Origin of the sequence: Streptomyces sp. SAI-170, from assembly GCF_049739565.1 — a bacterium.
GTDB lineage: Bacteria > Actinomycetota > Actinomycetes > Streptomycetales > Streptomycetaceae > Streptomyces.
Genome location: NZ_JBMGQD010000001.1, coordinates 1,063,051 through 1,084,866, shown reverse-complemented (window position 1 = coordinate 1,084,866; position 21,816 = coordinate 1,063,051). Strand labels below are relative to the sequence as shown.

The window sequence follows — 21,816 nt, the reverse complement described above, 5'->3', positions numbered from 1 at the left end:
CCTTCACGGCTGTGACCAGCCACAACACTGGTTCGATGGGCATGCGTGAGGCGAGTGAGAGCGTTCTGCGGCATCGACTGGGCCAGCGACCACCACGACATAGCTGCCGTCGACGAAGCGGGTCCGCTGCTTGCTCGCGCTTGCATCGATGACTCCGCGGAAGGGTTCGACCAGCTGCTTCAAATGCTCGCGGAGCATGGCGACAGTCCGCAGGGCCTCCGTCCCGGTGGCCATTGAGACCTCCCGCGGTCTTCTGGTCGCCTGCCTTCGGGCAACGGGCCGGCCCGTCTACGCCATCCTCCCGATGGCCGCCGCCCGGTACCGGGACCGTCACACCGCATGCTTCCCGCCGACTCGGAGGTGGCCCAGGCCGTCGCGGTCCTTGCTCGCGCCCATCAGGACGCCGTCTGGGACCGAACCCAGGCCGGCAACAATCTGACCTCCCACCTGCGCGAGTACTTCCCCAACTATCTGGCCGCCGTCGGGAACCGCCGCGAGGGCATCTATCACCCCATAGCCCGGGCTCTGCTGGCCGCAGCGCCGACCCCGCGCCAGGCGGCAAAGCTGACCCGGCCGCAGCTGCGGGCCGTGCTGAAGAATGCCGGGCGCAAGAACACCATCGATAGGGAGGCCGAACGTCTGCACAGCGCACTTCGCGCAACGCAGATGCGCCATCTTCCCCTGGTCGAGGAGGCCATGGGGGGCCAGGCCCTCGCGCTGCTCCGGCAGTCGGAAGCCGTGTGCACGAGCGCCGATGATCTCGCCGAGGCCGCGGTGCAAGCGTTCGAGGCGCATGCTGATGCCGGGATCATCACCAGTTTCCCAGGGCTGGGTCCGCTCAGCGGAGCTCGGGTTCTGGCCGAGATCGGCGACGACCGGACTCGGTTCGCCGACGCCAGAGGGCTGAAGGCGTACGCAGGTTCCGCCCCGGTCACCCGGGCCTCCGGCAAGAGCGTGTCCGTCGCGGCCGGCAGGGTGAAGAACCAACGGCTCGCCGGCGTCGGCTACATGTGGGCCTTCTCCGCGATGGCCCATTCAGACGGAGCGCGGGCTCACTACGACCGCCGACGTGAGGCCGGAGACCGGCACACGGCCGCTCAGAAGAGCCTCTTCAACCGGATGATCGGCTGCCTCCACCACTGCCTGACTCACCAGATCCCGTTCAACGAGGCCGTAGCCTTCCCGACCTCGCGAGAGCCCCGTCTTGCCCTCGCCGCTTGACACGTTCTTCGCATCGGATGTCTTCTTGCCCGCGTCGCAGCCGCGGGAGTCCTTGCCGACGGTCTCCGCGGCCTTGATCGACTGGGAGTCGATGACGGTCGCGACCGCACCGGGCGCCTTGTCCATCTCGCGGCGGATGCGTTTGCGGAGCTGGTCACGGATCTGCCCGACGACGCCGCAGGCTGCCCAGTGGGCCATGAACCGATAACACGTGCGCCAGCGCGGGAAGTGCCTGGGCAGGGCCCGCCACTTGCATCCGGTGTCGACGACATAGCGGATCGCGTCGACGATCTCCCGGCGGGGATGCTTCTCCGGCCGGCAGGCCGGCCGCCCGCCCTGGTCTCGCGGGCCGGTGTCGGGAACAGAGGCTCGGCAGGGCCCATTCGTCGTCCCAGGTGTCGGAGGGATAGCAGCGCCTGCGCGGCACTTCCCTCCTTCAAGGACGGGGCGGGTGCCGGCCGCTTCGTGGCCGGCACCCGCCGGTCAGGCGTCAATGTAGTCGGCGATCACGTCGAGCGTGGACTCGACCGAGCTGAGCTGGGTGTTCAGGTGCTTGATCCACCGGCCCTTCGGCTGGAGGGCCGCGTGCGGGGCGACGACGCCGGTGAGGAACCGGCGGATCTCGGTGAGCTTCTCCCAGATGACCGCGACCTCGTATGCCTGGAGCTCGGCCGGGTCCGAGCAGAACTTGTAGCCGTCCGCCCTGGTCCAGATCAGGGGCGGCCAGCTGCGTTCGGCGATGATGTCCCGCAAGCAGGCCAGGCTCGCCCGGGTCTGGTGGGGCGACAGTTCGCTGGATCTGACCAGCTGGTGGAAGGTCAGACTGGCCGGGCGGGCCTCGAACAGCACGAACCGGACGGTGTCGGCGTGTCGCTGGGCGGCGGGTGATCTGCGCTCGGAAACGCTCTTTGAGATCGGTGGTGCCGCCGGCTTTGGATGGGACGGGCGAACCTCTGCTTCCGAATGCGGGTGTCCTCGGGACGCCTGTGCCCGCTGCGGCCCTGGTCGTGAGTCACGTGGGGAGCCTGGCGGCAGCGCAATATAGGCGAAGATCGCCGGTTAGCCAAACCGGCGATTCAGCGGACTATTGAGGCTGGCGCCCGGCGTCAAGCGGTAGATCTATATCCCTAAAGGTCGATCTGTGAAAATCTCCAGGCGGCTGGAGAGTCATGTGAGTCAATTACGGAAGGCGATATGGCAGTGAGGTTCATGGATGTCAGGGAGACGGCTGAGTACCTGAATGTTTCCGTTTCTTGGCTATACAAGAACTCTGCGCGTTCTGGACTCGTGGCCTACAGGTTCGGCGCGGGCTCCAATGCCAAGATTCGATTCAAGACATCAGAAGTCGAAGCCTGGGCGATGCAGCAGCGAGTAATGAGCGGATGACGCTGCCCGAGCTTCACAAGTCGAGAAGTCCGCTGCAAAGCGTGTGGACATGATTTACATCGGAAGTTCAGCTTGCAGAGTCGTTCGTTGATTCGTGGGATGGGTTCGTTTTTCAAGGAGTGTGAGCATCCGCGGTCGCGGTGGTCGAGGTGTCCGCACGCGTACAAGATCCGGTACCGGTCGGCGGCGGGTAAGCAGGTGAAGGAGTCCGGGTTCTCGACCCAGGACCAGGCGATCGCGCGTTTGACGGAGATCTACAACGCGAAGAAGGCCGCCCCGCGGGGGCAGGCGAAGGCGGAGCGGATCGCGCGGTACGGGGCGATGCGGTTCGAGGAGTACGCCACGGAGTGGAAGGCCGGGCAGCGGGACCTGGGGCCGGCGTCGATGGTGCATCTGGAGTCGCTGCTGAACATCCATCTGCTGCCGCTGCTGGGCAGCCGGCGGATGAACACCTTCGACCACAAGGTCGTCGAGGGCTTCATCCAGGCGCTGGAGCGCAACGGCATCGGCCTGGCCGCGCAGGCGAACGCGTTCGACAAGCTGAAGGCGATCCTGCTGGACGCGAACCGGCTGGGCCTGTTCGACGACAACCCGGTCGCCGGGGTGAAGCCGCCGCAGTACGACCCCAAGCGGGTGGTGATCCCCTCACCCGAGCAGCTACGCGAGATACGCACCGCCGGCGACGACAGCTTCCTCCTGGTCTCCGACCTGATGAGCGGCTGCGGCATGCGCAACGGTGAAGCCTTCGCCGTGAATCTGGACAACATCGTCGCCGACGACGTCTACCGCATCACCGAACAGGTCAACCGCACCACCTGCCAGTACGAGCGGCTCAAGCACCGCAAGCCCGGCGAGTACCGCGACGTGCCCCTGCCCGCCCGCGTGCGGCAGACGATCGAGTGGTACGCCGACAAGCACGGCACCGTCGACGGCTACCTGCTGCGTCACCCCAGCGACCCGACCCGCACGTTCCCGCACTACCACATCGCCAACCAGTGGCAGCGGATCAAGAAGGCCGGCGAGATCGACATCCCCGAGGGGATGGTCGTCTACGGCCTGCGCCACTTCTTCGCCTCCAACTGCCTCACCCACAACATCCCCATCACCGACGTCGCCGAGTGGATGGGCCACAAGACCATCGAGATCACCTTCAAGATCTACCGCCACCTCATGCCCGGCTCCATCAGCAAAGCCGCCAAAATCCTCAACCTCGACCTCGCCGCATAAGCTGAGCTGGCTTCGACCTCCAACAAAGGGCGCGTCTGACGTGGCGGCCAGTCATGGTCCCGGGTCGGGTTGGTCACCGCCCTGGAGGCCATCGCGATGGAAAGCTGCCGCGTTCATCCGTACCTCGTGCTCGAGGGGCGAGTCATCCTCGGCCTCCTGCACCGCTTTGAGGTTCTCCGGAGCGCCATGTCCTTGCCTGTCACTGTGAGTAGGAAGTCGCCAAGGCGCGCGAGACCTCGCTGGACTGCTGATCAGTGCCGCCGTGGAGCTCGCGCATGCCTCCTGCTCGTTGCCTCGGCTGGGTACAGCCTCTGATGCAGCCGGGGGCCGTCGGTCAGAGTTAGGGTGACAGGAGTGCTTCAGGGATTGGTTGCCGTGGCCGTTCCTGGCGAAAGTGACGCCGGGAGCGTCGCAGTGATCCTGGCATTCTCGGTGCTGGCTGCTTCGATCAGCAGCCCCGCGGCGGAGGCGGCGCTGACCGTGGCCCCGGCGCTGCGACGTCGTCTATCCGCCCGCAATAGCACGGGTGCCTGCCTGGGGTGCGGAAGCCGGGGCCACTCAGGGCGCGGTAGAGGGTTATGGCCGCGCTTGCCCTACGAGGTCAGTTGACGCCTCAAGCATCTTGAATGGCCCTGCCGACGGTATGGCGGGAAGATGGGACAAGGACAGCGAGCGGCCGAATCCCGCTGAGGAAACATCATGTCGGATCAGCCATTCATCCTGACGACAGCTCGCAACGGACGGATCGAACCGGAGAAGTCCGCCGACATCAACGACATCGTCGAAGCGGCCCGGTCCGAGAAGAAGATCGTCGTCCACCTTCACGGCGGACTGGTCAACGAGGCCAGTGGCCTGGGGACGGCGTACCGGCTCAGCGACACATATGTCGCGGCGGGCGCCCGCCCCGTGTTCGTGGTGTGGCAGAGCGGTCTGCTCGAAGTGCTGCGGCACAACCTCGACGAGATCTTCGGGTGAGGACCTGTTCAAGCGCCTGCTCAAGTGGGTGTTGCAGTTCTCGGTTGGCAAGCTGTGGCGGGAGCCGAGCCAGCGGGCCGCAGGAGTGCTCCCCTTGCCCCATGAGCGGCAGGTCAGGGAAGAACTCGCGCTCCGCGGCACCGGGAGGGAGCCCTTCGTGGACATCGCGCGTCCCGCGGTGCTCACCGAAGTGGACGAAAGCGAACGACAGCAGCTGGAGGAGGAGCTGCAGAGCGACGACGATCTGCGCGCGGATCTGGAGGCGATCCTGGCCGCGAGACACACGGAGGGGCCTGTTGAGGGGGCGCGAGGGGTGACGATCCGCCGTGAGGCGTCGCGGGCCAGCCTGATCGATCCCGAGGCGCTCGACGACATCGATCCGGGCGGCGGAGCCGGCGAACGCAGCGTCCTCGCCCTGACCGGACTGGCCGCAAAATGTGGACGGGTTCTCATGCGTGTGATCCAGCGGTTCCGCGCGGAGACGGACCATTGGGTCTACCCCACGGTCGTGGAGGAGCTGCTGAGGGCGTTGTACGTTGCCAAAGCGGGCGGAGTCCTCTGGTCCGCCATGAAGAGGGAGACCTTGGACACCTTCGATGCCGCGCCCGACCGAGGTGGCCGTCTCCTCCTGGACGGACTGGCCCAGGCACTCGGCGACGGAGCACGTCCGCCGATCACACTCGTCGGTCACAGCACGGGAGCCGTCTTCATCGACAACCTCCTCAACGAAGTGTCCCGCGGCCGTCACCAGGGATACCGGCCGTGGCCCGAGGACGCGGGCTTCCACGTGGCCTTCCTCGCCCCCCGCCTCCACCTACGAGCAGACACCGGCTCCGCCGCACAGCCGCTCTCACGCGGCTGACCGTCCACCCGCGCAGGCGCGGTCATTACTCCGGCAATCGCATGGCCCTAAGGGATTGCCGCTCACGGTCACGACAACCACCGCCGTACTCCTGGAACCGCCCCCAAGCACCGACCAACACGCAACAGGACTCATCGGAGAAACCGTGCTGACTGTCAACGCCTATGCCGCCGCCTCGCCCACCGAGCCCCTCGCCCCGGCAACTGTCGAGCGCCGCGATCTCGGCCCGCGTGACGTGCTGATCGAGATCAAGTACTGCGGCATCTGCCATACCGACATCCACTGGGTCCGCGGCGACTGGGGGGCCAAGGACTACCCCGTCGTCCCCGGCCATGAGATCGCCGGCATCGTCAGCCAAGTCGGCCCGGAGGTCACGCGGCACGCCGTCGGCGAGCGCGTCGGCGTCGGCTGCATGGTCAACTCCTGCCGCGAGTGCGGCCCGTGCCAGCAGGGCGAGGAGCAGTACTGCATCAAGGGCCACATCCTCACCTACGGTTCGGTCGACCGCGACGGCACGCTCACCCAGGGCGGCTACTCCACCCATGTCGTCGTCGACCAGGATTTCGTCCTGCGCATCCCCGAAGGCGTCAGACTCGAGGAGGCAGCCCCGCTGCTCTGCGCGGGCGTCACGACGTACTCACCGCTCACGCGCTGGGGCGCCGGTCCCGGCAAGAATGTCGGCGTTATCGGGCTCGGCGGTCTCGGCCATGTGGCCGTGAAACTGGCGAAGGCGATGGGCGCCGAGACCACCGTCCTGTCCCGCACCCTCGCCAAGAAGGACGACGGGCTACGTCTGGGCGCCGACCACTACTACGCCACCAGCGACCCGGCGACCTTCGAGCACCTGGCGGGCACCTTCGACCTGATCGTCAACACGGTCAGCGCCGAACTCGACGTCGACGCCTACCTGTCCCTGCTCGCCGTCAACGGCACCCTGGCCATCGTCGGCGCCACCCCGAAGTTCTCCCTCGACCGCTTCAGCCTGGTGCGCAACCAACGGGCCTTCGCCGGCTCCCAGATCGGCGGAATCCGCACCACCCAGCAGATGCTCGACTTCTGTGCCGAGCACGGCATCGGCGCCGAGGTCGAGGTCATCCCGGCGGAGAAGATCAACGAGGCGTACGACCGCGTCCTCGCCTCCGACGTGCGCTATCGCTTCGTCATCGACGCCTCGACTCTGGCGACCGCACCCTGAGGACGGTCTCCGCCACTGGAGCCGGTCACAGGGATGGAGGCGCCCGAGAGGGCCAGCCCCAGTGCTACGTCGGCTCACGCTCTGTACCCACCGCCTCCAGCGCCCTTGATCGCTCCAGGAAGAAGCGTCGGCTGGTGGCGTTCTGGGCGAGAGCGAAGCCGAGAGCGAAGACTTCTGGCGATCGAGGCCGTAGGAGATCATCCGGTTGTTCCACAAGCTCTGGTCGAACTGGCTGTGCACCGACTCTGAGTCGCTGCGGTAGGGGTAGAGCTGTTGGTGGGTGAGGGTGGACTCCGGGATCTGCTGAAGATACTCGGCGCGGTGGAAGTCGCGCTCACTGTCGCTCTTGAGTCTGCGGCCGGTGGCCGGATCCGTGCCGGTGCGGTCATGGGGGGTCGTGGTGATCGCGACCTGGACGCGGTACGAATGGGCGCCGTGACGGCAGAGAATGAGCAACAGGTGGTACCAGCGTGACTTCGTACGTCCTTGTCGGTGTTCCAGACGGCTGACAGGGACAGGTATCAGCGTGCTCGTGCCGTCGTCGAGGAGGACGCGCTCGGCGATGCGACCCTGGTCGCACCACAGGTCATGGCGGCAACGGCCGAAGCGCACGAGCTCGTAGGCCCGCGGTTTGACCGAGCCGTGCTGGCGGTTGATGACCAATAGTCCGCGGCGGGCGAGGGCATCGCGGTGCACGCCGCGGAACGCTCCGTCGTAGATGACACCCATGCAACCGGCCAGCTGGCTGCTGAGCTGGGTGAATGAACGTACGGCGACGGCGGCCTCGTCCTCGTACTCGCCGCCGGCGACATGGCGGACGGCCAGGATGACGCGCTGCCAGTAGCCGTTGTCACGGGCCGAGACGAAGAACCACTTCGTGCCCCGCGCGAGACGAGTTCGCGGTCGCCGCCGAAGGCTTGGTCGAAGGCTCCTCGTAGGAGGGGCTCCTCGTCGGCGAGGACCCCGTACGCGATGATCTCCACGTCGTTTCCTCCCGTTCGTGGAGGGCTTGTCCCGCGACCCTAGGCGGCTTCCCGCGCTCGTGCTCGGGGCCGGTCGGCCTCGGTTCGTGGACACTCGGCCCCAACCCCTGGAGCTCTGGTGTGGGCATGGGCTCCGAAGCCGCGATGCCAGGCGCCTCCGAGTAGCCGCCCGTAGGGACGCGCGGTCCGGCCAATCAGGACATCACTGACTATCGTGAGGGGAGGGAGGCGCCCTGGCCTGGGTGTCCGCGGGAACCGGTCGGAGGCGACGATGAGCGGGGACGAGCGCGGGCGATCCGAGCAGTATCTGCCCAAGTTGCGGCTGGACGAGCTGCTGGACGAGCTGCAGGCGCGGATCGACGCGGCGCGGGGCGCGCGGGATCGTGTGCACAGCCTTCTGGAGGCGGTGCTGTCGGTCGGGCGGGAGTTGGATCTCCCGCAGGTGCTTCGGCGCATCGTCGAGGCGGCCGTAGTGCTCGTGGACGCCGAGTACGGGGCCCTGGGAGTCATCGGTGAGGACCGCATGCTCTCCGAGTTCCATACTGTCGGCATCAGCCACGAGCAGCGGGCTCGGATCGGGCACCTGCCCAGCGGGCACGGCATTCTCGGCGAGCTGATCCGGCACCCGGAGCCGCTGCGGCTGACGGAGATCTCCGAGCACCCGTCCTCATACGGTTTCCCGGCGCATCACCCGCCGATGCATTCCTTCGTGGGCGTGCCCATCCGAGTGCGCGACCAGGTGTTCGGCAACCTCTACCTCACCGAGAAGCGGGGCGCGACGGAGTTCGACGCCGAGGACGAGGCGGTGCTCTCCACGCTCGCCGTGGCGGCGGGCGTGGCCATCGAGAACGCCCGCCTGTACGAGGAGACACGGCTGCGCGAGCGGTGGCTGGGAGCGAGCTCCGAGGTCACGCGTGCCCTGCTCTCAGGTGCTCCGAGCACCGACGTCCTGGAACTGATTGTGGAGCAGGCGCGGCAGATCGCGGACGCCGATGTCGGAATGATCGCCGAGCGGGTACCCGAGGAGAAGGCGCTGCGGCCCCTGCTCGCCGTCGGGCTGGACGCGGAGCGGCGCGGCGGCCTGGTGATGTCCGCGGACGACGGGTTCGTGGCCGCCGTCCTGACCACGGCAGAGCCGGCGGTGAGCGCCGACATCCAAGAGGACGCCCGCACCAGCAGGGGGGCTGCTCAGTGGGCCGGGCTCGGCCCCGTGGTCGGTGTGCCGCTGGAGGCCGGCGGCAAGGCCGGGGGAGTGTTGCTGCTGGGGCGCGCGGCTGGGCGTACGCCGTTCACGGGCGCCGACACGCGCCCCTTGCTGGGATTCGCCGGGCAGGCGGCTCTGGCCCTGGAACTGGCCGAGCGGCGCCGGGACGCCGAGCAGATCACACTGCTGCGGGACCACGAGCGGATCGCGCGTGATCTGCACGACCTGGCCATCCAGCGACTGTTCGCCGCAGGGATGACTCTGCAGAGCACCCAGCGATTCGTCGACCATCCGGAGGCCGTGGAACGACTGTCGCGGACCGTGGACGACCTGGACGAGACCATCAAGATCATCCGATCCACGATCTTCGGACTACGAGCGCACGGCGACGGAAGGGGGGAGGGCAGCGGACTGCGCAGTCGTGTCTCGGACGCGGTGACGGCGGCCTCCTCATCCCTGGGTTTCACTCCCGCGGTGCGGATCGAGGGCCTGGTCGACACGGACGTGCCGGGAGAGATCGCCGATCATGTGCTCGCGGTGCTCGCCGAGGCTCTGAGCAATGCGGCCCGGCATTCCGGCGCCCATTCCGTAGACGTGCATCTGCGGCTCGCCGACGGCGAGCTGGTCCTCACGGTGACCGATGACGGGCGCGGGATACCGCAGGGTGCCGCGCGCAGTGGGCTGAGGAACATGGAGGAGCGGGCACTGTCGCTCGGCGGTGACCTCCGGCTCGGTGAGCGCCCGGAAGGAGGCGGCACCCGGATCGTGTGGCGGGTGCCGGTGCGCCCGGCGAGAGCTTGACGGCGTCGGGCTCGCCGCTCGCCCGGCGTCACCGCCCGTGGCGCTCGCTCACCTGGGGCTGCTCCAGATGCGACGCGAGGACGGCAGCCTGTACACGCCGCTGTACCCCGAGCTTGGCCAGAAGCCGGGAGATGTGGTTCTTGACGGTCTTCTCGGACAAGTAGAGCTTCCGGCCGATCTCGCGGTTGGTGAGACCATCCCCGATCAGGGCGAGAATGTCCCGCTCGCGCGGCGACAGGCTCGCCAGCTCGGGTGCCATGGCCGAGTCCTCGGAAGGGTCGGCGCGCAGCGATCGCATCAGGCGGGCGGTCGTCTCCGGGTCGAGCATGGACCGTCCCGTGGCGACCGTGCGCACCGCCGAGACCAAGTCGGAGCCCTTGATCTGCTTGAGTACATACCCGGCCGCCCCGGCCATGATCGCGTCAAGCAGCGCCTCCTCGTCGTCGAACGAGGTCAGCATCAGACAGGCCAGCTCGGGCATCTGGCTGCGCAGCTCGCGGCAGACGGTGATGCCGTCGCCGTCCGGCAGGCGTACGTCGAGAACCGCCACGTCGGGGCGGAGAGCTGGGCCCCGGGCGAGTGCGTGCTCGACATTCTCGGCGTCGCCGACCACCGAGATGTCGGGTTCGGCATCCAGGAGATCGGCCAGACCGCGGCGCACGACCTCATGGTCATCGAGCAGGAAGACCCGGATGGGGTGCTCTTCGGTGAAGGTGCGCGGCTCAGTCATGTCGACCCCTCGTTTCGGGGAAAGCCGGGGCGATCGCCGACCGCCCCGACAACGATCGTCACGCATGGGGGCCGAATGTACCAGGGCCGATCGGACCCAGCAGGGGACCTGCGGCCCCTCCAAGGCTACGACTCCGGAAGCGACGCTGAAATTGTCAGCCCCTGCTCAGGAGGTGGAGAGCATGACCCGCACGATCATCGTGGGCCTCGACGGCTCGCCCGAGAGCCGCGCCGCTGCCGAGTGGGCGGCTCGTGAGGCGAAGCTACGTGGCCTGCAGCTGAAGCTCCTCCACGTTTGGGAGCCGGTGCCGGAGCCCATGGCGCAGGCCCCGCTCCTCGGCGCCGAGACCCATCAGCACTGGACCGAGAAGATCCCCCGCGAATCGGCGAAGGGCCTCCGTCTGCGTCACCCCGGCATCGAGGTGACGACTGAGCACGTTCCCGGTCGCCCGAGTGAGGTGCTCTGCGAGGCCGCCAAGGCCGTCGAGCTGATTGTCCTCGGATCGCGGGGCCTGGGCGGTCTCGGTGGGTTCCTGGTGGGTTCGGTCGGCTTGGCGGTTTTGGCGCATGCCGAGCGCCCTGTGGTCCTCGTCCGGTCCGGTGAACAGGCGGCGGACGAGCATGAGATGGACCCCGCAGGAATTCCGTCCGCCGCGACACGGTATCGGCCGGTGGTGCTGGGCCTCGACATCGACAGCCTTGATGCGTCGGTGATCGACTTCGCCTTCGAGGCGGCCGCTCTGCGCGACACCGGTCTGCGGGTCGTGCACGGGTGGAACCTGCCGCCGTACTTCGTCTACGGCGCGACCAGCGACCTCGCACGGTACGACCAGGTCGCCCACTGGCACGCCTCCGCGCTCACCGAGGCACTGAGCATGTGGCGGCAGAAGTACCCGACCGTCGAGGTGGTCGAGGAGTCCCGCTCGGGCAGCCCGGCGGGTCACCTGATCGACGCCTCTCACGGGGCCTCGCTGGTCGTTGTCGGCCGGCGGATCCGCCGCCACGCGTTCGGAACGCACATCGGCTCCGTCACCCATGCCGTGCTGCACCACGCCACGGCACCCGTCGCAGTCGTCGCACACGACTGAGGCGTGACCGAATCGGCGGCCCAGGAAGGTGCGGCCGCCCGCGCCGAGCAGTTCGCCGAGGAAGGACGAAGACGATGGACTTGCCGATCGTCGTCGGCGTGGACGGCTCCGAGGCCGGCCTGCGGGCTGCGGACTGGGCGGCCGACGAGGCCGCGCTGCGCGGTGTGCCGCTGCGTCTGGTGCATGCCTCGCTGTGGGAGTGCTACGAACGTGCCGTCTTCCCCGCGGCACCTGAGAGGCTGGAGCGGATACTCGCGGACGTCCTCGTGGAGGCCGCTGCCGAGCGCGCCCGGCAGCGGGCCCCGGATATGAAGACCTCCACCCAGGTCGTGGCCGAGGGGCCGGTGCCCGCCCTCATCCATGAGGCACATGATGCGTCTGCGCTGGTCCTGGGGGCGCGTGATCGCAACGGCGCTGCCGAGCTTCTCTTGGGTTCGGTCGGCCTGACCGTGGTCGGCCGCGCTGACTGTCCGGTGGTCGTGGTCCGCGGCGGCAACAAGGACACGGCCGTCGCCCGCCCGCATGACCGTATCGTGGTCGGCATCGGCGAGTGGGAGGCAAGTGCCAACGCCGTCCGGTTCGCCTTGGAGGAGGCCGAGCGGCGCGGCGCCGTACTGGAAGCCGTGCGCGTTTGGCGGCACCCCGGACACGCGACCACCGACCACCCGCTGCTCATCGGAGAACCGGCACACGTACGTGAGCAGTTGGCGGTGCAGGCACTGGAAACAGCGCTCAGTGAGGCCTCGCCGGGTGTGCGGCTGCGCAAGCGTGCTATGGAGGGGGACGCCCGTCGGGTGCTGCTGGACGCCTCCCGCGACGCAGACCTGCTGGTGCTCGGGGCGCGGCGTCGTCCTGGGCACTTCGGACTGCACCTCGGCCGGGTCGCCCACGCGGCGCTGACCCGTTCCGCTTGCCCGGTCGCCGTGGTGCCCGAGCAGGCTCGACATCTCTGATGTGCCTTCTTCCGAGCGAGTCGCTCACCAGGGACGGACAGGGCGGCCGCAGGGCCGATCGGCCCTCGGACGACCCCGTACAGCCCATGGGCGTGGCCCTCGAACCGCCGGATGCTCAAGGTGTCGAGAGGTAGGGAGGCGACCACCATGACGAAGTACGACGTGCTCGACCGACCGCCGGTCCACGCCCTGCTCGTGGACGGCACCACCGTGTGCATACGCCCCGTGCAGCAGGGCGATCACGACCGGTTGCAAAGCTTCTACGAGAAGATGTCCCCGGAGAACCTACGGCTGAGGTTCTTCGCGGCGAGCCGACGTTCAGCAGAAATGGCCGCCGACCGGGCCTGCGCTCCGGCACGGCCGGGCTACCAGGCCTTGCTTGCCGAGACGCGGGGTCAGGTGATCGGCCTCGCCGAGTACGACACTGACGGCGGGGAGGACACGGCCGAGATCTCTGTCGCAGTTGCCGACGGCGTGCACCACCGCGGTGTGGGCACCCTGCTCGTCGAGCACCTGGTCTCCGCCGCCCGCGCCGACGGCATCACGACCTTCACGGCCGACGCGCTGGGCGAGAACCACAAGGTGCTCCGGCTCTTCGCCGACCTCGGCCTGCGCACGGCCCGTCACTTCGACGGGCCCGAGGTGCGCTGCACCATCCGGCTGGACCAGGACGACGCCTATCTGTCGGCCGTGGAGGAGCGGGGCCGGGCTGCCGACGTGGCCAGTCTCCAGCCCCTCTTCCGGCCGGACGTGGTCGCCGTCATCGGCGCCGGGCGCAGGCCCGGGTCGGTCGGCCGGGCGATCCTGCACCACCTGAAGGCGGGTGGCTTCACCCGGCGCCTGTTCGCCGTGAATCCCGCCGCGACCGCGATTCTCGGCGTGCCCTGCTACCCGTCGGTGAGCGCCCTGCCCCGGATCCCCACCCTTGCGGTCCTCGCCGTGCCCGCCTCGGCGGTGCCGGCCACCGCCGAGGAGTGCGGCAAGAGGGGCGTACGCGCCCTTCTCGTCGTCACCGCCGGCCTAGACGCCCACGAGGCGCGGGCGCTGATGGCCGCCTGTCGCACGTACGGCATGCGGCTCGTCGGGCCCAACTGCCTCGGCATCTCCAACACCGAGCCGCGGCTGCGCCTCGACGCGACCTTCGCCGCCGGCCACCCGCGCCCCGGCACCGCGGGCGTCGCGGTCCAGTCGGGCGGCGTCGGTATCGCGCTCCTGGACGGACTGTCCCGCCTCGGCATCGGGGTGTCGACCTTCGCCTCCCTCGGCGACAAGTACGACGTCAGCGGCAATGACATGCTCCAGTGGTGGGAGAGTGACGGCCGTACCGACCTCGCCCTGCTGCACCTGGAATCCTTCGGCAACCCGCGGGCCTTCTCCCGTACTGCCCGGCGCGTGACCCGCCGCATGCCCGTGCTCACCGTGGACGCCGGCCGCACCGAGGCGGGCCGACGGGCAGCCGCCTCGCACACGGCGGCGGCCGCCAGCCGCACCATGACCCGGCAGGCGCTTTTCACCCAGGCCGGGATCACCAGTACGCACTCGATCGGTGAACTCCTCGAAACAGCCGCCCTCCTGCACTCTCAGCCCCTGCCGGCGGGCACCCGCGTCGCCGTCGTCACCAACGCGGGCGGCGCCGGCGTCCTGGCCGCCGATGCCTGCGCGGAGGCGAGGCTCACGCTGCCGTCGCTCACCTTCCAGCTGACCCTCGCCCTGCACTCCGTGCTGCCCGACGGTGCCACTGTCAGCAACCCCGTGGACTGCACGGCCGCGGTGACGGAGGAACAACTCGCAACCTGTGTCGACCGGCTTATGCAGTGCGACGGTGTCGACGCGGTGCTCGCGGCCCTGGTGCCCACCGCTGTCGCCGCTGCGACCGGTGACGACCTGGTGAGGGCCCTCACCAGTCGGCGGGCACAACGTGCCAAGCCGATCGCCGCCGTACGCCTGGAGCAGGACACGGCGGTGACACTGCTACCGACGGGCGATGGCGGCACGATCCCCTCGTACGCGGAACCCCAGGCTGTGGCACGGGCGTTGGCTCATGCGGCGCGCCGCGCGGCCTGGCTCGGCAGGCCGGTCGGCACGGTCCCGGAGCTGGACGGCATCGACACGGAACACGCCCACGAGATCGCCGAGACATACCTCGCGGCACAACCGGACGGCGGCTGGCTGGACCCGCGCACCTGCGCCGAGCTCCTCAACTGCTACGGCATCCCGCAGATCCCGTGGGCCTGGGCCGAGACCGAGGACGACGCCGTCGGCGCCGCCCGGCGACTGCGTGCCGCGGACGGCCGGGTGGTCATGAAGGCGTACTGGCCGGGACTCGTGCACAAGACCGCGAAGCGCGCCGTCCACCTCGACCTCCAGGGCGACGCCCAAGTACGTGCCGCTTTCCGTGACTTCCAGAAACGCTTCGGCGACCTGCTGACCGGCGTGGTCGTCCAGCCGCTCGCCGCGCGCGGCACGGAGCTCTTCACCGGCGTCGTCCAGGACGAGGTGTTCGGCCCGCTGGTCCTGTTCGGGCTCGGCGGTACGGCCACGGAGGTGCTGGCTGACCACGCCGCTCGGCTCGCCCCGCTCACCGACCACGACGTGCACGACGTGATCACCTCCCCGCGCTGCGCACCGCTGCTGTTCGGCTCGCGCGGCAGCAGCCCCGTCGACCTCGCGGGCCTGGAGCAACTGCTTCTGCGTGTGTCGCGGATGGCCGGCGACCTGCCGCAGCTCGCGGAGGCCGACTTCAATCCGGTTCTCGCGACACCCGGCGAGGTCAGTGTGCTCGACGCACGCCTGCGCCTGCTGCCACGCCGGACTCAGGACCCCTATCTTCGCCGACTCCGCTGAGGCGGCTCGGTCAGGTGAGTCAGCCGAGGAGGTACCACCATGAAACACAACAAGGTCGGCTCCGTCATGACCATGGACGTGGTCCGGGCCGTGTACGGAACCCCGTTCAAGGAAGTCACCCGGGTGCTCGCCGACCACCGGATCAGCGGACTGCCCGTCGTGGACGAGGACGACCGAGTCATCGGCGTCATCTCGGAAACCGATCTGATGGCCCACCAGGCCGAGAGCCCAGACACCCACGGGCCTGACAGCCGCTTCCGTCTCCGTCTCGCCGCGCTGACACCCGCCGTCCGTAAGCGGGCCACGAAGGCGACGGCACGCACAGCCGGTGAGCTGATGAGCACACCGCCGGTAACCGTGCAGGCCGACGACACCATCGTCGAGGCAGCACGGACCATGGCCCAGCGGCACGTGGAGCGGCTGCCGGTACTCGACGAGGAGCACCGGCTGGTCGGCATCGTCACCCGCCGCGACCTGCTCCAGGTCTTTCTGCGGCCCGACGCGGCGATCCGTGACGAGGTGATCGACGAGGTACTGGTGCGTGCTCTGTGGCTAGCACCCGGCAGCATCGACGTCTCCGTCACCGAGGGCGTGGTCACGCTCACCGGCCGGCTGGAACGCAAGAGCGAGACGGAGATCACCGTCTCCATGACCCGACAGATCGACGGTGTGGTCGCGGTCGTCGACAAGCTCACCTGGCGCCTGGACGACGCGCGTCTGCGGCCGGACGAACAGGCGCTCCACGGCGTGGCCGACGACTGGCTGCGCACACTGTGAGAGGAGGCGGACCATCATGCCGACGAACGTGCTGGTCGCCTACGGGACAAACAACGGATCGACCGCGAAGATCGCCGAGACCATCGCCGAGATCCTTCGCAAGGAAGGACTGACAGCAGAGGCACTCCCGGCCCGCTCGGTGCCGAGCGCAGTGCCGTACGACGCCGTCGTGGTCGGTGGCGGGCTGTACGCCGGCCGCTGGCACAAGGACGCCCGCCGCTTCGTCCGGCGCCATGGCAAGGCCCTGGCCGAACGCCCGCTGTGGCTCTTCAGCAGTGGCCCGCTCGACGCCTCGGCCTCCGAGCGGGACATCCCACCCGTGCCCGCGGTGAAGAAGGCCATGGCCCGGCTCGACGCCAAGGAACACGTCACCTTCGGCGGCTGCCTCGAAGAAGGCGCGAAGGGGTGGGTCGCCCGGATGATCGTGCGCAATGGAAAGGGCGGGGACTACCGCGACTTCGACCAGATCGAGGCGTGGGCGGCGCGCATCGGCCGGGAGCTGCCCGCTTGACAAGAGAAGGGACAGTGATGCCCCTGGCACCGGCCCCGACCGGTGCCAGGGGCATCATCGCTGCTCGACTCGGCGGTTCACGACCGCTCCTCACAGTGGCTGTTCGTCGCTCCAGATACCGGAGATGAGTCGTGTGGCCAGGTCCGACCGGATGCGCAGCCGAGTCCGGCAACCGTCTTGGCCCGCTTCTCCCCAGGTCAGCGTGACCAGGCTCCAGCAGTGCCCCAGCCCGCTTTCGCCGTGGACGACGCTCCACTCGGAGGGCACGCGGTAGGCACCGGCGGCCTGGAGACTGCCCGTCTGGTCGGCGGATGGGGCCGACCGGCCCATGCGCCGCCCACCAGTCCGCGAAAAGCTGGAATTGCGGTGCAATCCCGGCATCGTGTCCGCGCCAGGAAGGTGGGAACACCATGAAAGGCTACGTCTTCCATGGCCCAGGACAGTCCGCGTGGGAGGACGTCCCGGACCCTGGTGTCAAGGAGATGACCGATGCGATCGTGCGTGTCGACGCCGTCACCATCTGCGGAACGGACCTGCACATCCTCAAGGGCGACGTTCCCGAGGTGCGTCCCGGCACGGTGCTAGGGCATGAGGCGGTCGGTGAGATCGTCGAGGTCGGCGGTGACGTGCGCACAGTGCGGCCGGGGGACCGGGTACTGGTTTCCTGCATCACCGCCTGCGGTCGCTGCCGCTACTGCCGGGAGGCCATGTACGGCCAGTGCCGGGGTGGCGGAGGCTGGATCCTCGGCCACCTGATCCATGGCACCCAGGCCGAGTACGTCCGCGTGCCGCACGCGGACCTCTCCGTGCACCCGCTGCCTGGCGCCTTGGACAGCCGGGACGCCGTGCTGCTGGCCGACATCTTCCCGACCGCCTACGAGGTGGGTGTGCTCAACGGGCACGTACGGCCAGGGGACACGGTGGCCATCGTGGGTGCCGGTCCCATCGGGCTCGCGGCCGTCGCCACGGCCCGGCTGTTCGCACCGGAGCGGATCGTTGCCGTAGATCTTGCCGCCGCACGGCTGGAAGCGGCCAGGCAGCTCGGCGCGGACGCGGTGGCGGACGCCAGTGAAGCCCCCGAGCAGCTGATCGCGGACCTCACCGACGGGTTGGGCGCGGACGTCGTCGTGGAGGCCGTCGGCGCGCCGGAGACCTTCGAGCTGTGCACGCGCATGGTGCGGCCCGGCGGGCACGTCGCCAACGTCGGCGTGCACGGCAGGCCCGCGACCCTTCACCTGGAAGACCTGTGGATCAAGAACCTGACCATCACGACAGGCCTCGTGGACACGTACTCCACACCCACCCTGCTGCGAATGGCGGCCGCGGGCCGGTTGCCCACCGCGCAGCTGGTCACGCACACGTTCCCGCTGACGCGCATGGAGGAGGCGTACGACGTCTTCACCCGGCCCGCCGACACCGGTGCCCTCAAGGTGGTGCTCGGCGAGGAGCAGCACGAGGTCGTCCCCGCGCGGGCGGTCTGACGAAAGAGAGAGGTGACGGGCCATGACGGAACACTCGTCGTCGTACGCATTTGAGGCGCGCCCGGTGGGCGACCTCGGGCGCCGCATTGCGCAGCGGCGCACGGAACTCGGCCTGACCCTGCAGGCGACGGCCGCTGAAGCGGGCATGGCGCCGGGCTACCTTCAGCACCTGGAGGAGCACCCGACAGCCTCCCCGGACGCGGCCACACTCCTCAGGCTGGCGGGAACACTGCACACCACGGTGTGGCACTTGACCGGCGGCGACATCGATCTGCCGCCCGGCCTCGGGCACGCCTCGCGCACCCCCCGGGTCACCCAGCTGACCGAAGCCGAGTGCCGCGCTCTGCTGTCGACGCACGGCGTGGGACGCCTCGCCATGACCACGGCTTCCGGGCCGGTCGTCGTGCCCGTCAACTACAGCGTCATCGATGGCACGATCGTCCTGCGGACGGCGGCCGGCACGACGCCCGGGCAGGCCATCGGTCAGATGGTCGCCTTCGAGGTCGACCGCATCGACGACGCGTTCAGCGAGGGCTGGAGCGTGCTCGTACGTGGCCGTGCGCGGGCCGTGACCGATCCCGAAGAAGTGGGTCGGCTCGCGGAAAGGGCCTACAGCGCACCCTGGGTGGGAGGCCGGCGCGATCAGTGGATGAGCATCGATCCCACAGGTATGACTGGGCGCAGGATCAAGGTTTGAGGAAGCTGCCCAGGCGTCCGCTGCGCCCGCGTCTCGGGCGCAGCGGACGTTCGTCCTGCTTCACCTTGTGTCGCTTGTCGTCGCCTCGGAGCAGGCAGCTCGGCCGGCCTCCAGTCGGGCGGCCGGGACGCGGAACGGCGAGCAGGAGACGTAGTCGAGGCCGCTGGCGTGGAAGAAGTGCACGGAGTCGGGGTCGCCGCCGTGTTCGCCGCAGACGCCGATCTTGAGGCCGGGGCGGGTCGCGCGGCCCTCTGCGACGGCGATCTCCACCAGGCGGCCGACGCCCTCCCGGTCGATCGTCTCGAACGGAGAGGCGGCGAACACGCCCTTGTCCAGGTAGGCGGAGAAGAAGGCCGCCTCGACGTCGTCGCGCGAGAAGCCCCAGGTGGTCTGGGTCAGGTCGTTCGTACCGAAGGAGAAGAACTCGGCCTCCTCGGCGATTAGTCCTGCCGTGAGCGCGGCCCGGGGCAGCTCGATCATCGTGCCGACCGGGCAGTGCACAGGAACCCCGGACTCGTCCGAGACTTCGGCCAGCACCTGCTCCACTTCCTGGCGCACAAGCCGGAGTTCTGTGACGTCCCCGACGAGCGGCACCATGATCTCCGCCTGTGGGGCTCCACCTGCCCGCGTGCGCTCCACAACGGCCTGGGCGATGGCGCGAACCTGCATGGCGACCAGGCCCGGGACCACCAGGCCGAGGCGCACGCCGCGCAGGCCGAGCATCGGGTTCTCCTCGTGCATGCGCCGTATGGCGTCTAGGAGTTCGACGTCGCGAGGGTTCGGTTTCTCGCCACGGGCCTCGGTGGCGGCGATGCGGACGGCCAGTTCGGTGCGGTCGGGCAGGAACTCGTGCAGCGGCGGGTCGAGCAAGCGGATGGTGACCGGCAGGCCGTCCATCGCCTCCAGAATGCCGACGAAGTCCTGCTGCTGGAGGGGAAGCAGCGCGTCCAGTGCGCGGGTTCGGGCGCCGTCGTCGCGGGCCAGGATCATCTCCTCGACCAGCTTGCGGCGCTCACCGAGGAACATGTGCTCGGTGCGGCACAGGCCGATCCCCTGCGCGCCGAACCGGCGGGCGCGGACTGCGTCCGCCGGCGTGTCGGCGTTGGCCCGGACCTCCAACCGCCTCAGGCCGTCGGCCAGTTCCAGGGCACGCGCCACGGTGTCGACGACTCCAGGCGGTCGCTCACCTGTCTCCAGGTACCGCATGACGGCGGAGTCGGTCATCGGAACCGCCCCCGCGTACACCGCACCGGCTGAGCCGTCGACCGAGATCACTGTGCCCTGCTCGACGATGGTTCCGTCACCCGTGGTGAAGCGCCGGGACGCGGTGTCCACCGCAAGCTGCTCGGCGCCGCAGACGCAGACCTTGCCCATGCCGCGTGCGACGACGGCCGCGTGCGACGTCTTGCCGCCCCGGCTGGTCAGTACGGCCTGGGCGGCGACCATGCCGGGAAGGTCGTCGGGCGTGGTCTCCTCGCGGACGAGGATGACCTTCTCGCCTGCCGCGGCCCGCCGTACCGCCTCGGCGGAGTCGAAGACCACCGCGCCCACCGCGGCACCGGGCGAGGCCGGAATACCGTTGGCCAGCGGTTCGTCGATCGTGGAGGTGTCGAAGCGCGGGAACATCAGCCGGGCGAGCCCGCCGCCGCTCACCCGGGTCAACCCCTCCTCACGGGTGATGACCCCCTCGTCGGCCAGCTCGGCGGCGATGGTGAATGCGGCCTCAGCTGTGCGTTTGCCCACCCGGGTCTGCAGCATCCAGAGCTTTCCGCGTTCGATGGTGAACTCGATGTCGCACAGGTCCCGGTAGTGCCGCTCCAGCGTGACCATGTGATCGCGCAGTTGGTGATGGGCGTCCGGGGCGAACCGTTCCAGTTCGGCAAGGGGCACGGTGTTGCGGATGCCGGCGACCACGTCCTCACCTTGTGCGTTGGGCAGGTAGTCGCCGTACAAGCCGGGGCGTCCGGTGGCAGGGTCACGGGTGAAGGCGACGCCGCTGCCCGAGTCGGCGCCCAGGTTGCCGTAGACCATACGCTGCACGGTGACCGCGGTGCCGAGGTCGTCGGGGATGTGTTCGCGCCGGCGGTAGAGGCGGGCGCGTTCGCCGTTCCAGGAGCGGAAGACCGCGAGGATCGCCCGGCGCAGCTGCTCGGCGGGCGATTGGGGGAAGTGGTCCCCGGTTTCCTCATGAATGAGCTGCTTGTACGCCTCGACGAGTTCGGCGAGGTCTGCAGCATCGAGATGCAGGTCGTCCGGGGCGCCCCGCAGCTCCTTCAGCCCGGTCATGATCCGGTCGAACAGTGCCCCTTCGACGCCCATGACCGTGCTGCCGAACATCTGGACGAGACGTCGGTAGGAGTCCCAGGCGAAGCGTTCGTTGCCGGAGGCCTTGGCCAGGCCCAGGACCGAGTCGTCGTTGAGGCCGATGTCCAGGACCGTCTCCATCATGCCGGGCATGGAGAAACGGGCCCCGGAGCGCACGGACACCAGAAGCGGATGGTCCGGCTGCCCGAGGCGTCGTCCGGCGTCGGCCTCGACGGCTGACAGACGGCGGGAGATCTCCTCGGACATACCTCCCGGCTCGGTGCCGGTGGCCAGAAAGGCTCGGCACGCCTCGGTGGAGACTATGAAACCCAGCGGGACCGGCAGGCCCAGCCGGGTCATCTCGGCGAGGTTCGCGCCCTTGCCGCCGAGCAGGTCGGCCAGGTCACGGCCGCCCTCCGTGAAGTCGTACACATAACGGACCATGACACCCGCACTCCTCGGCTCGGCAGTGGCATCGGCTTCGCCAGTTCCAGCGTCGGACGGGTGTCCGTGTGAGGGCAAATGCCGCTGGACCCTGCCGGGGGGCCGGTCGGCCCCATCGCGGCGGTCGAACGGGG

16 protein-coding genes and 2 pseudogenes are annotated in these 21,816 nt (G+C 69.1%); 14 read left to right on the top strand and 4 right to left on the bottom strand.

What is annotated here, in order from left to right:
• Positions 1–54: 54 nt before the first annotated feature.
• Positions 55–1,221: pseudogene (locus tag RKD23_RS04945) on the top strand (IS110 family transposase).
• A gap of 6 nt (positions 1,222–1,227) precedes the next feature.
• Here RKD23_RS04945 and RKD23_RS04940 read toward each other — a convergent pair.
• Together RKD23_RS04940 and RKD23_RS04935 are read right to left on the bottom strand one after the other, a co-directional pair.
• Positions 1,228–1,648 (bottom strand): annotated as a pseudogene (locus RKD23_RS04940) (transposase); the annotation flags it as partial.
• A gap of 56 nt (positions 1,649–1,704) precedes the next feature.
• A complete protein-coding gene (locus RKD23_RS04935; RefSeq protein WP_424852495.1) occupies positions 1,705–2,070 on the bottom strand; it encodes a RacP protein in 366 nt (121 codons plus the stop codon).
• A 345-nt stretch (positions 2,071–2,415) separates the two neighbouring features.
• Here RKD23_RS04935 and RKD23_RS04930 point away from each other — a divergent pair, with 345 nt between their 5' ends.
• The 6 genes from RKD23_RS04930 to RKD23_RS04905 all read left to right on the top strand — a co-directional run bounded on the left by RKD23_RS04930 (position 2,416) and on the right by RKD23_RS04905 (position 9,854).
• Positions 2,416–2,607: a helix-turn-helix domain-containing protein gene (locus RKD23_RS04930; protein WP_424852494.1), complete on the top strand. Its 192-nt coding sequence runs from the start codon at positions 2,416–2,418 to the stop codon at positions 2,605–2,607.
• A gap of 198 nt (positions 2,608–2,805) precedes the next feature.
• Positions 2,806–3,834 (top strand): tyrosine-type recombinase/integrase, encoded by a 1,029-nt coding sequence (locus tag RKD23_RS04925; protein WP_424852493.1) that lies wholly within the window; start codon positions 2,806–2,808, stop codon positions 3,832–3,834.
• A 699-nt stretch (positions 3,835–4,533) separates the two neighbouring features.
• The gene (locus RKD23_RS04920; RefSeq protein ID WP_424852492.1) at positions 4,534–4,809 is read left to right on the top strand and encodes a hypothetical protein; all 276 of its coding nucleotides are present in this window, start codon (positions 4,534–4,536) and stop codon (positions 4,807–4,809) included.
• 157 nt (positions 4,810–4,966) lie between these two features.
• On the top strand, positions 4,967–5,671 hold the full coding sequence (locus tag RKD23_RS04915; RefSeq protein ID WP_424852491.1) for a hypothetical protein: 705 nt from the start codon (positions 4,967–4,969) through the stop codon (positions 5,669–5,671).
• 145 nt (positions 5,672–5,816) lie between these two features.
• Positions 5,817–6,866 carry an NAD(P)-dependent alcohol dehydrogenase gene (locus RKD23_RS04910; RefSeq protein WP_424852490.1) on the top strand — a complete coding sequence of 350 codons (1,050 nt, stop codon included), beginning with the start codon at positions 5,817–5,819 and terminating at the stop codon, positions 6,864–6,866.
• Positions 6,867–8,120: 1,254 nt separating this feature from the next.
• The gene (locus tag RKD23_RS04905) at positions 8,121–9,854 is read left to right on the top strand and encodes a GAF domain-containing protein (protein WP_424852489.1); all 1,734 of its coding nucleotides are present in this window, start codon (positions 8,121–8,123) and stop codon (positions 9,852–9,854) included.
• Positions 9,855–9,882: 28 nt separating this feature from the next.
• Here RKD23_RS04905 and RKD23_RS04900 read toward each other — a convergent pair whose 3' ends face one another.
• Positions 9,883–10,584 (bottom strand): response regulator, encoded by a 702-nt coding sequence (locus tag RKD23_RS04900; protein WP_424858161.1) that lies wholly within the window; start codon positions 10,582–10,584, stop codon positions 9,883–9,885.
• 181 nt (positions 10,585–10,765) lie between these two features.
• Between RKD23_RS04900 and RKD23_RS04895 the strand changes: the two genes are divergently transcribed.
• The 7 genes from RKD23_RS04895 to RKD23_RS04865 all read left to right on the top strand — a co-directional run bounded on the left by RKD23_RS04895 (position 10,766) and on the right by RKD23_RS04865 (position 18,934).
• Positions 10,766–11,671 (top strand): universal stress protein, encoded by a 906-nt coding sequence (locus RKD23_RS04895; RefSeq protein WP_424852488.1) that lies wholly within the window; start codon positions 10,766–10,768, stop codon positions 11,669–11,671.
• A gap of 74 nt (positions 11,672–11,745) precedes the next feature.
• Positions 11,746–12,624, top strand: coding sequence for a universal stress protein (locus RKD23_RS04890; RefSeq protein ID WP_424852487.1), 879 nt, complete (start codon positions 11,746–11,748; stop codon positions 12,622–12,624).
• A gap of 147 nt (positions 12,625–12,771) precedes the next feature.
• Positions 12,772–15,468 (top strand): GNAT family N-acetyltransferase, encoded by a 2,697-nt coding sequence (locus RKD23_RS04885; protein WP_424852486.1) that lies wholly within the window; start codon positions 12,772–12,774, stop codon positions 15,466–15,468.
• Positions 15,469–15,507: 39 nt separating this feature from the next.
• Positions 15,508–16,245, top strand: coding sequence for a CBS domain-containing protein (locus RKD23_RS04880; protein WP_424852485.1), 738 nt, complete (start codon positions 15,508–15,510; stop codon positions 16,243–16,245).
• A 16-nt stretch (positions 16,246–16,261) separates the two neighbouring features.
• On the top strand, positions 16,262–16,756 hold the full coding sequence (locus RKD23_RS04875; RefSeq protein ID WP_424852484.1) for a flavodoxin domain-containing protein: 495 nt from the start codon (positions 16,262–16,264) through the stop codon (positions 16,754–16,756).
• Between the two features lie 410 nt (positions 16,757–17,166).
• A complete protein-coding gene (locus RKD23_RS04870; RefSeq protein ID WP_424852483.1) occupies positions 17,167–18,237 on the top strand; it encodes a zinc-dependent alcohol dehydrogenase family protein in 1,071 nt (356 codons plus the stop codon).
• Positions 18,238–18,259: 22 nt separating this feature from the next.
• On the top strand, positions 18,260–18,934 hold the full coding sequence (locus RKD23_RS04865) for a helix-turn-helix domain-containing protein (protein WP_424852482.1): 675 nt from the start codon (positions 18,260–18,262) through the stop codon (positions 18,932–18,934).
• 60 nt (positions 18,935–18,994) lie between these two features.
• On the opposite strand, the gene ppdK is transcribed toward RKD23_RS04865, so the two are convergent.
• Entirely contained in the window at positions 18,995–21,682 is a 2,688-nt protein-coding gene (gene ppdK, locus RKD23_RS04860; protein WP_424852481.1) for a pyruvate, phosphate dikinase, read from the bottom strand.
• Positions 21,683–21,816 lie beyond the last annotated feature (134 nt).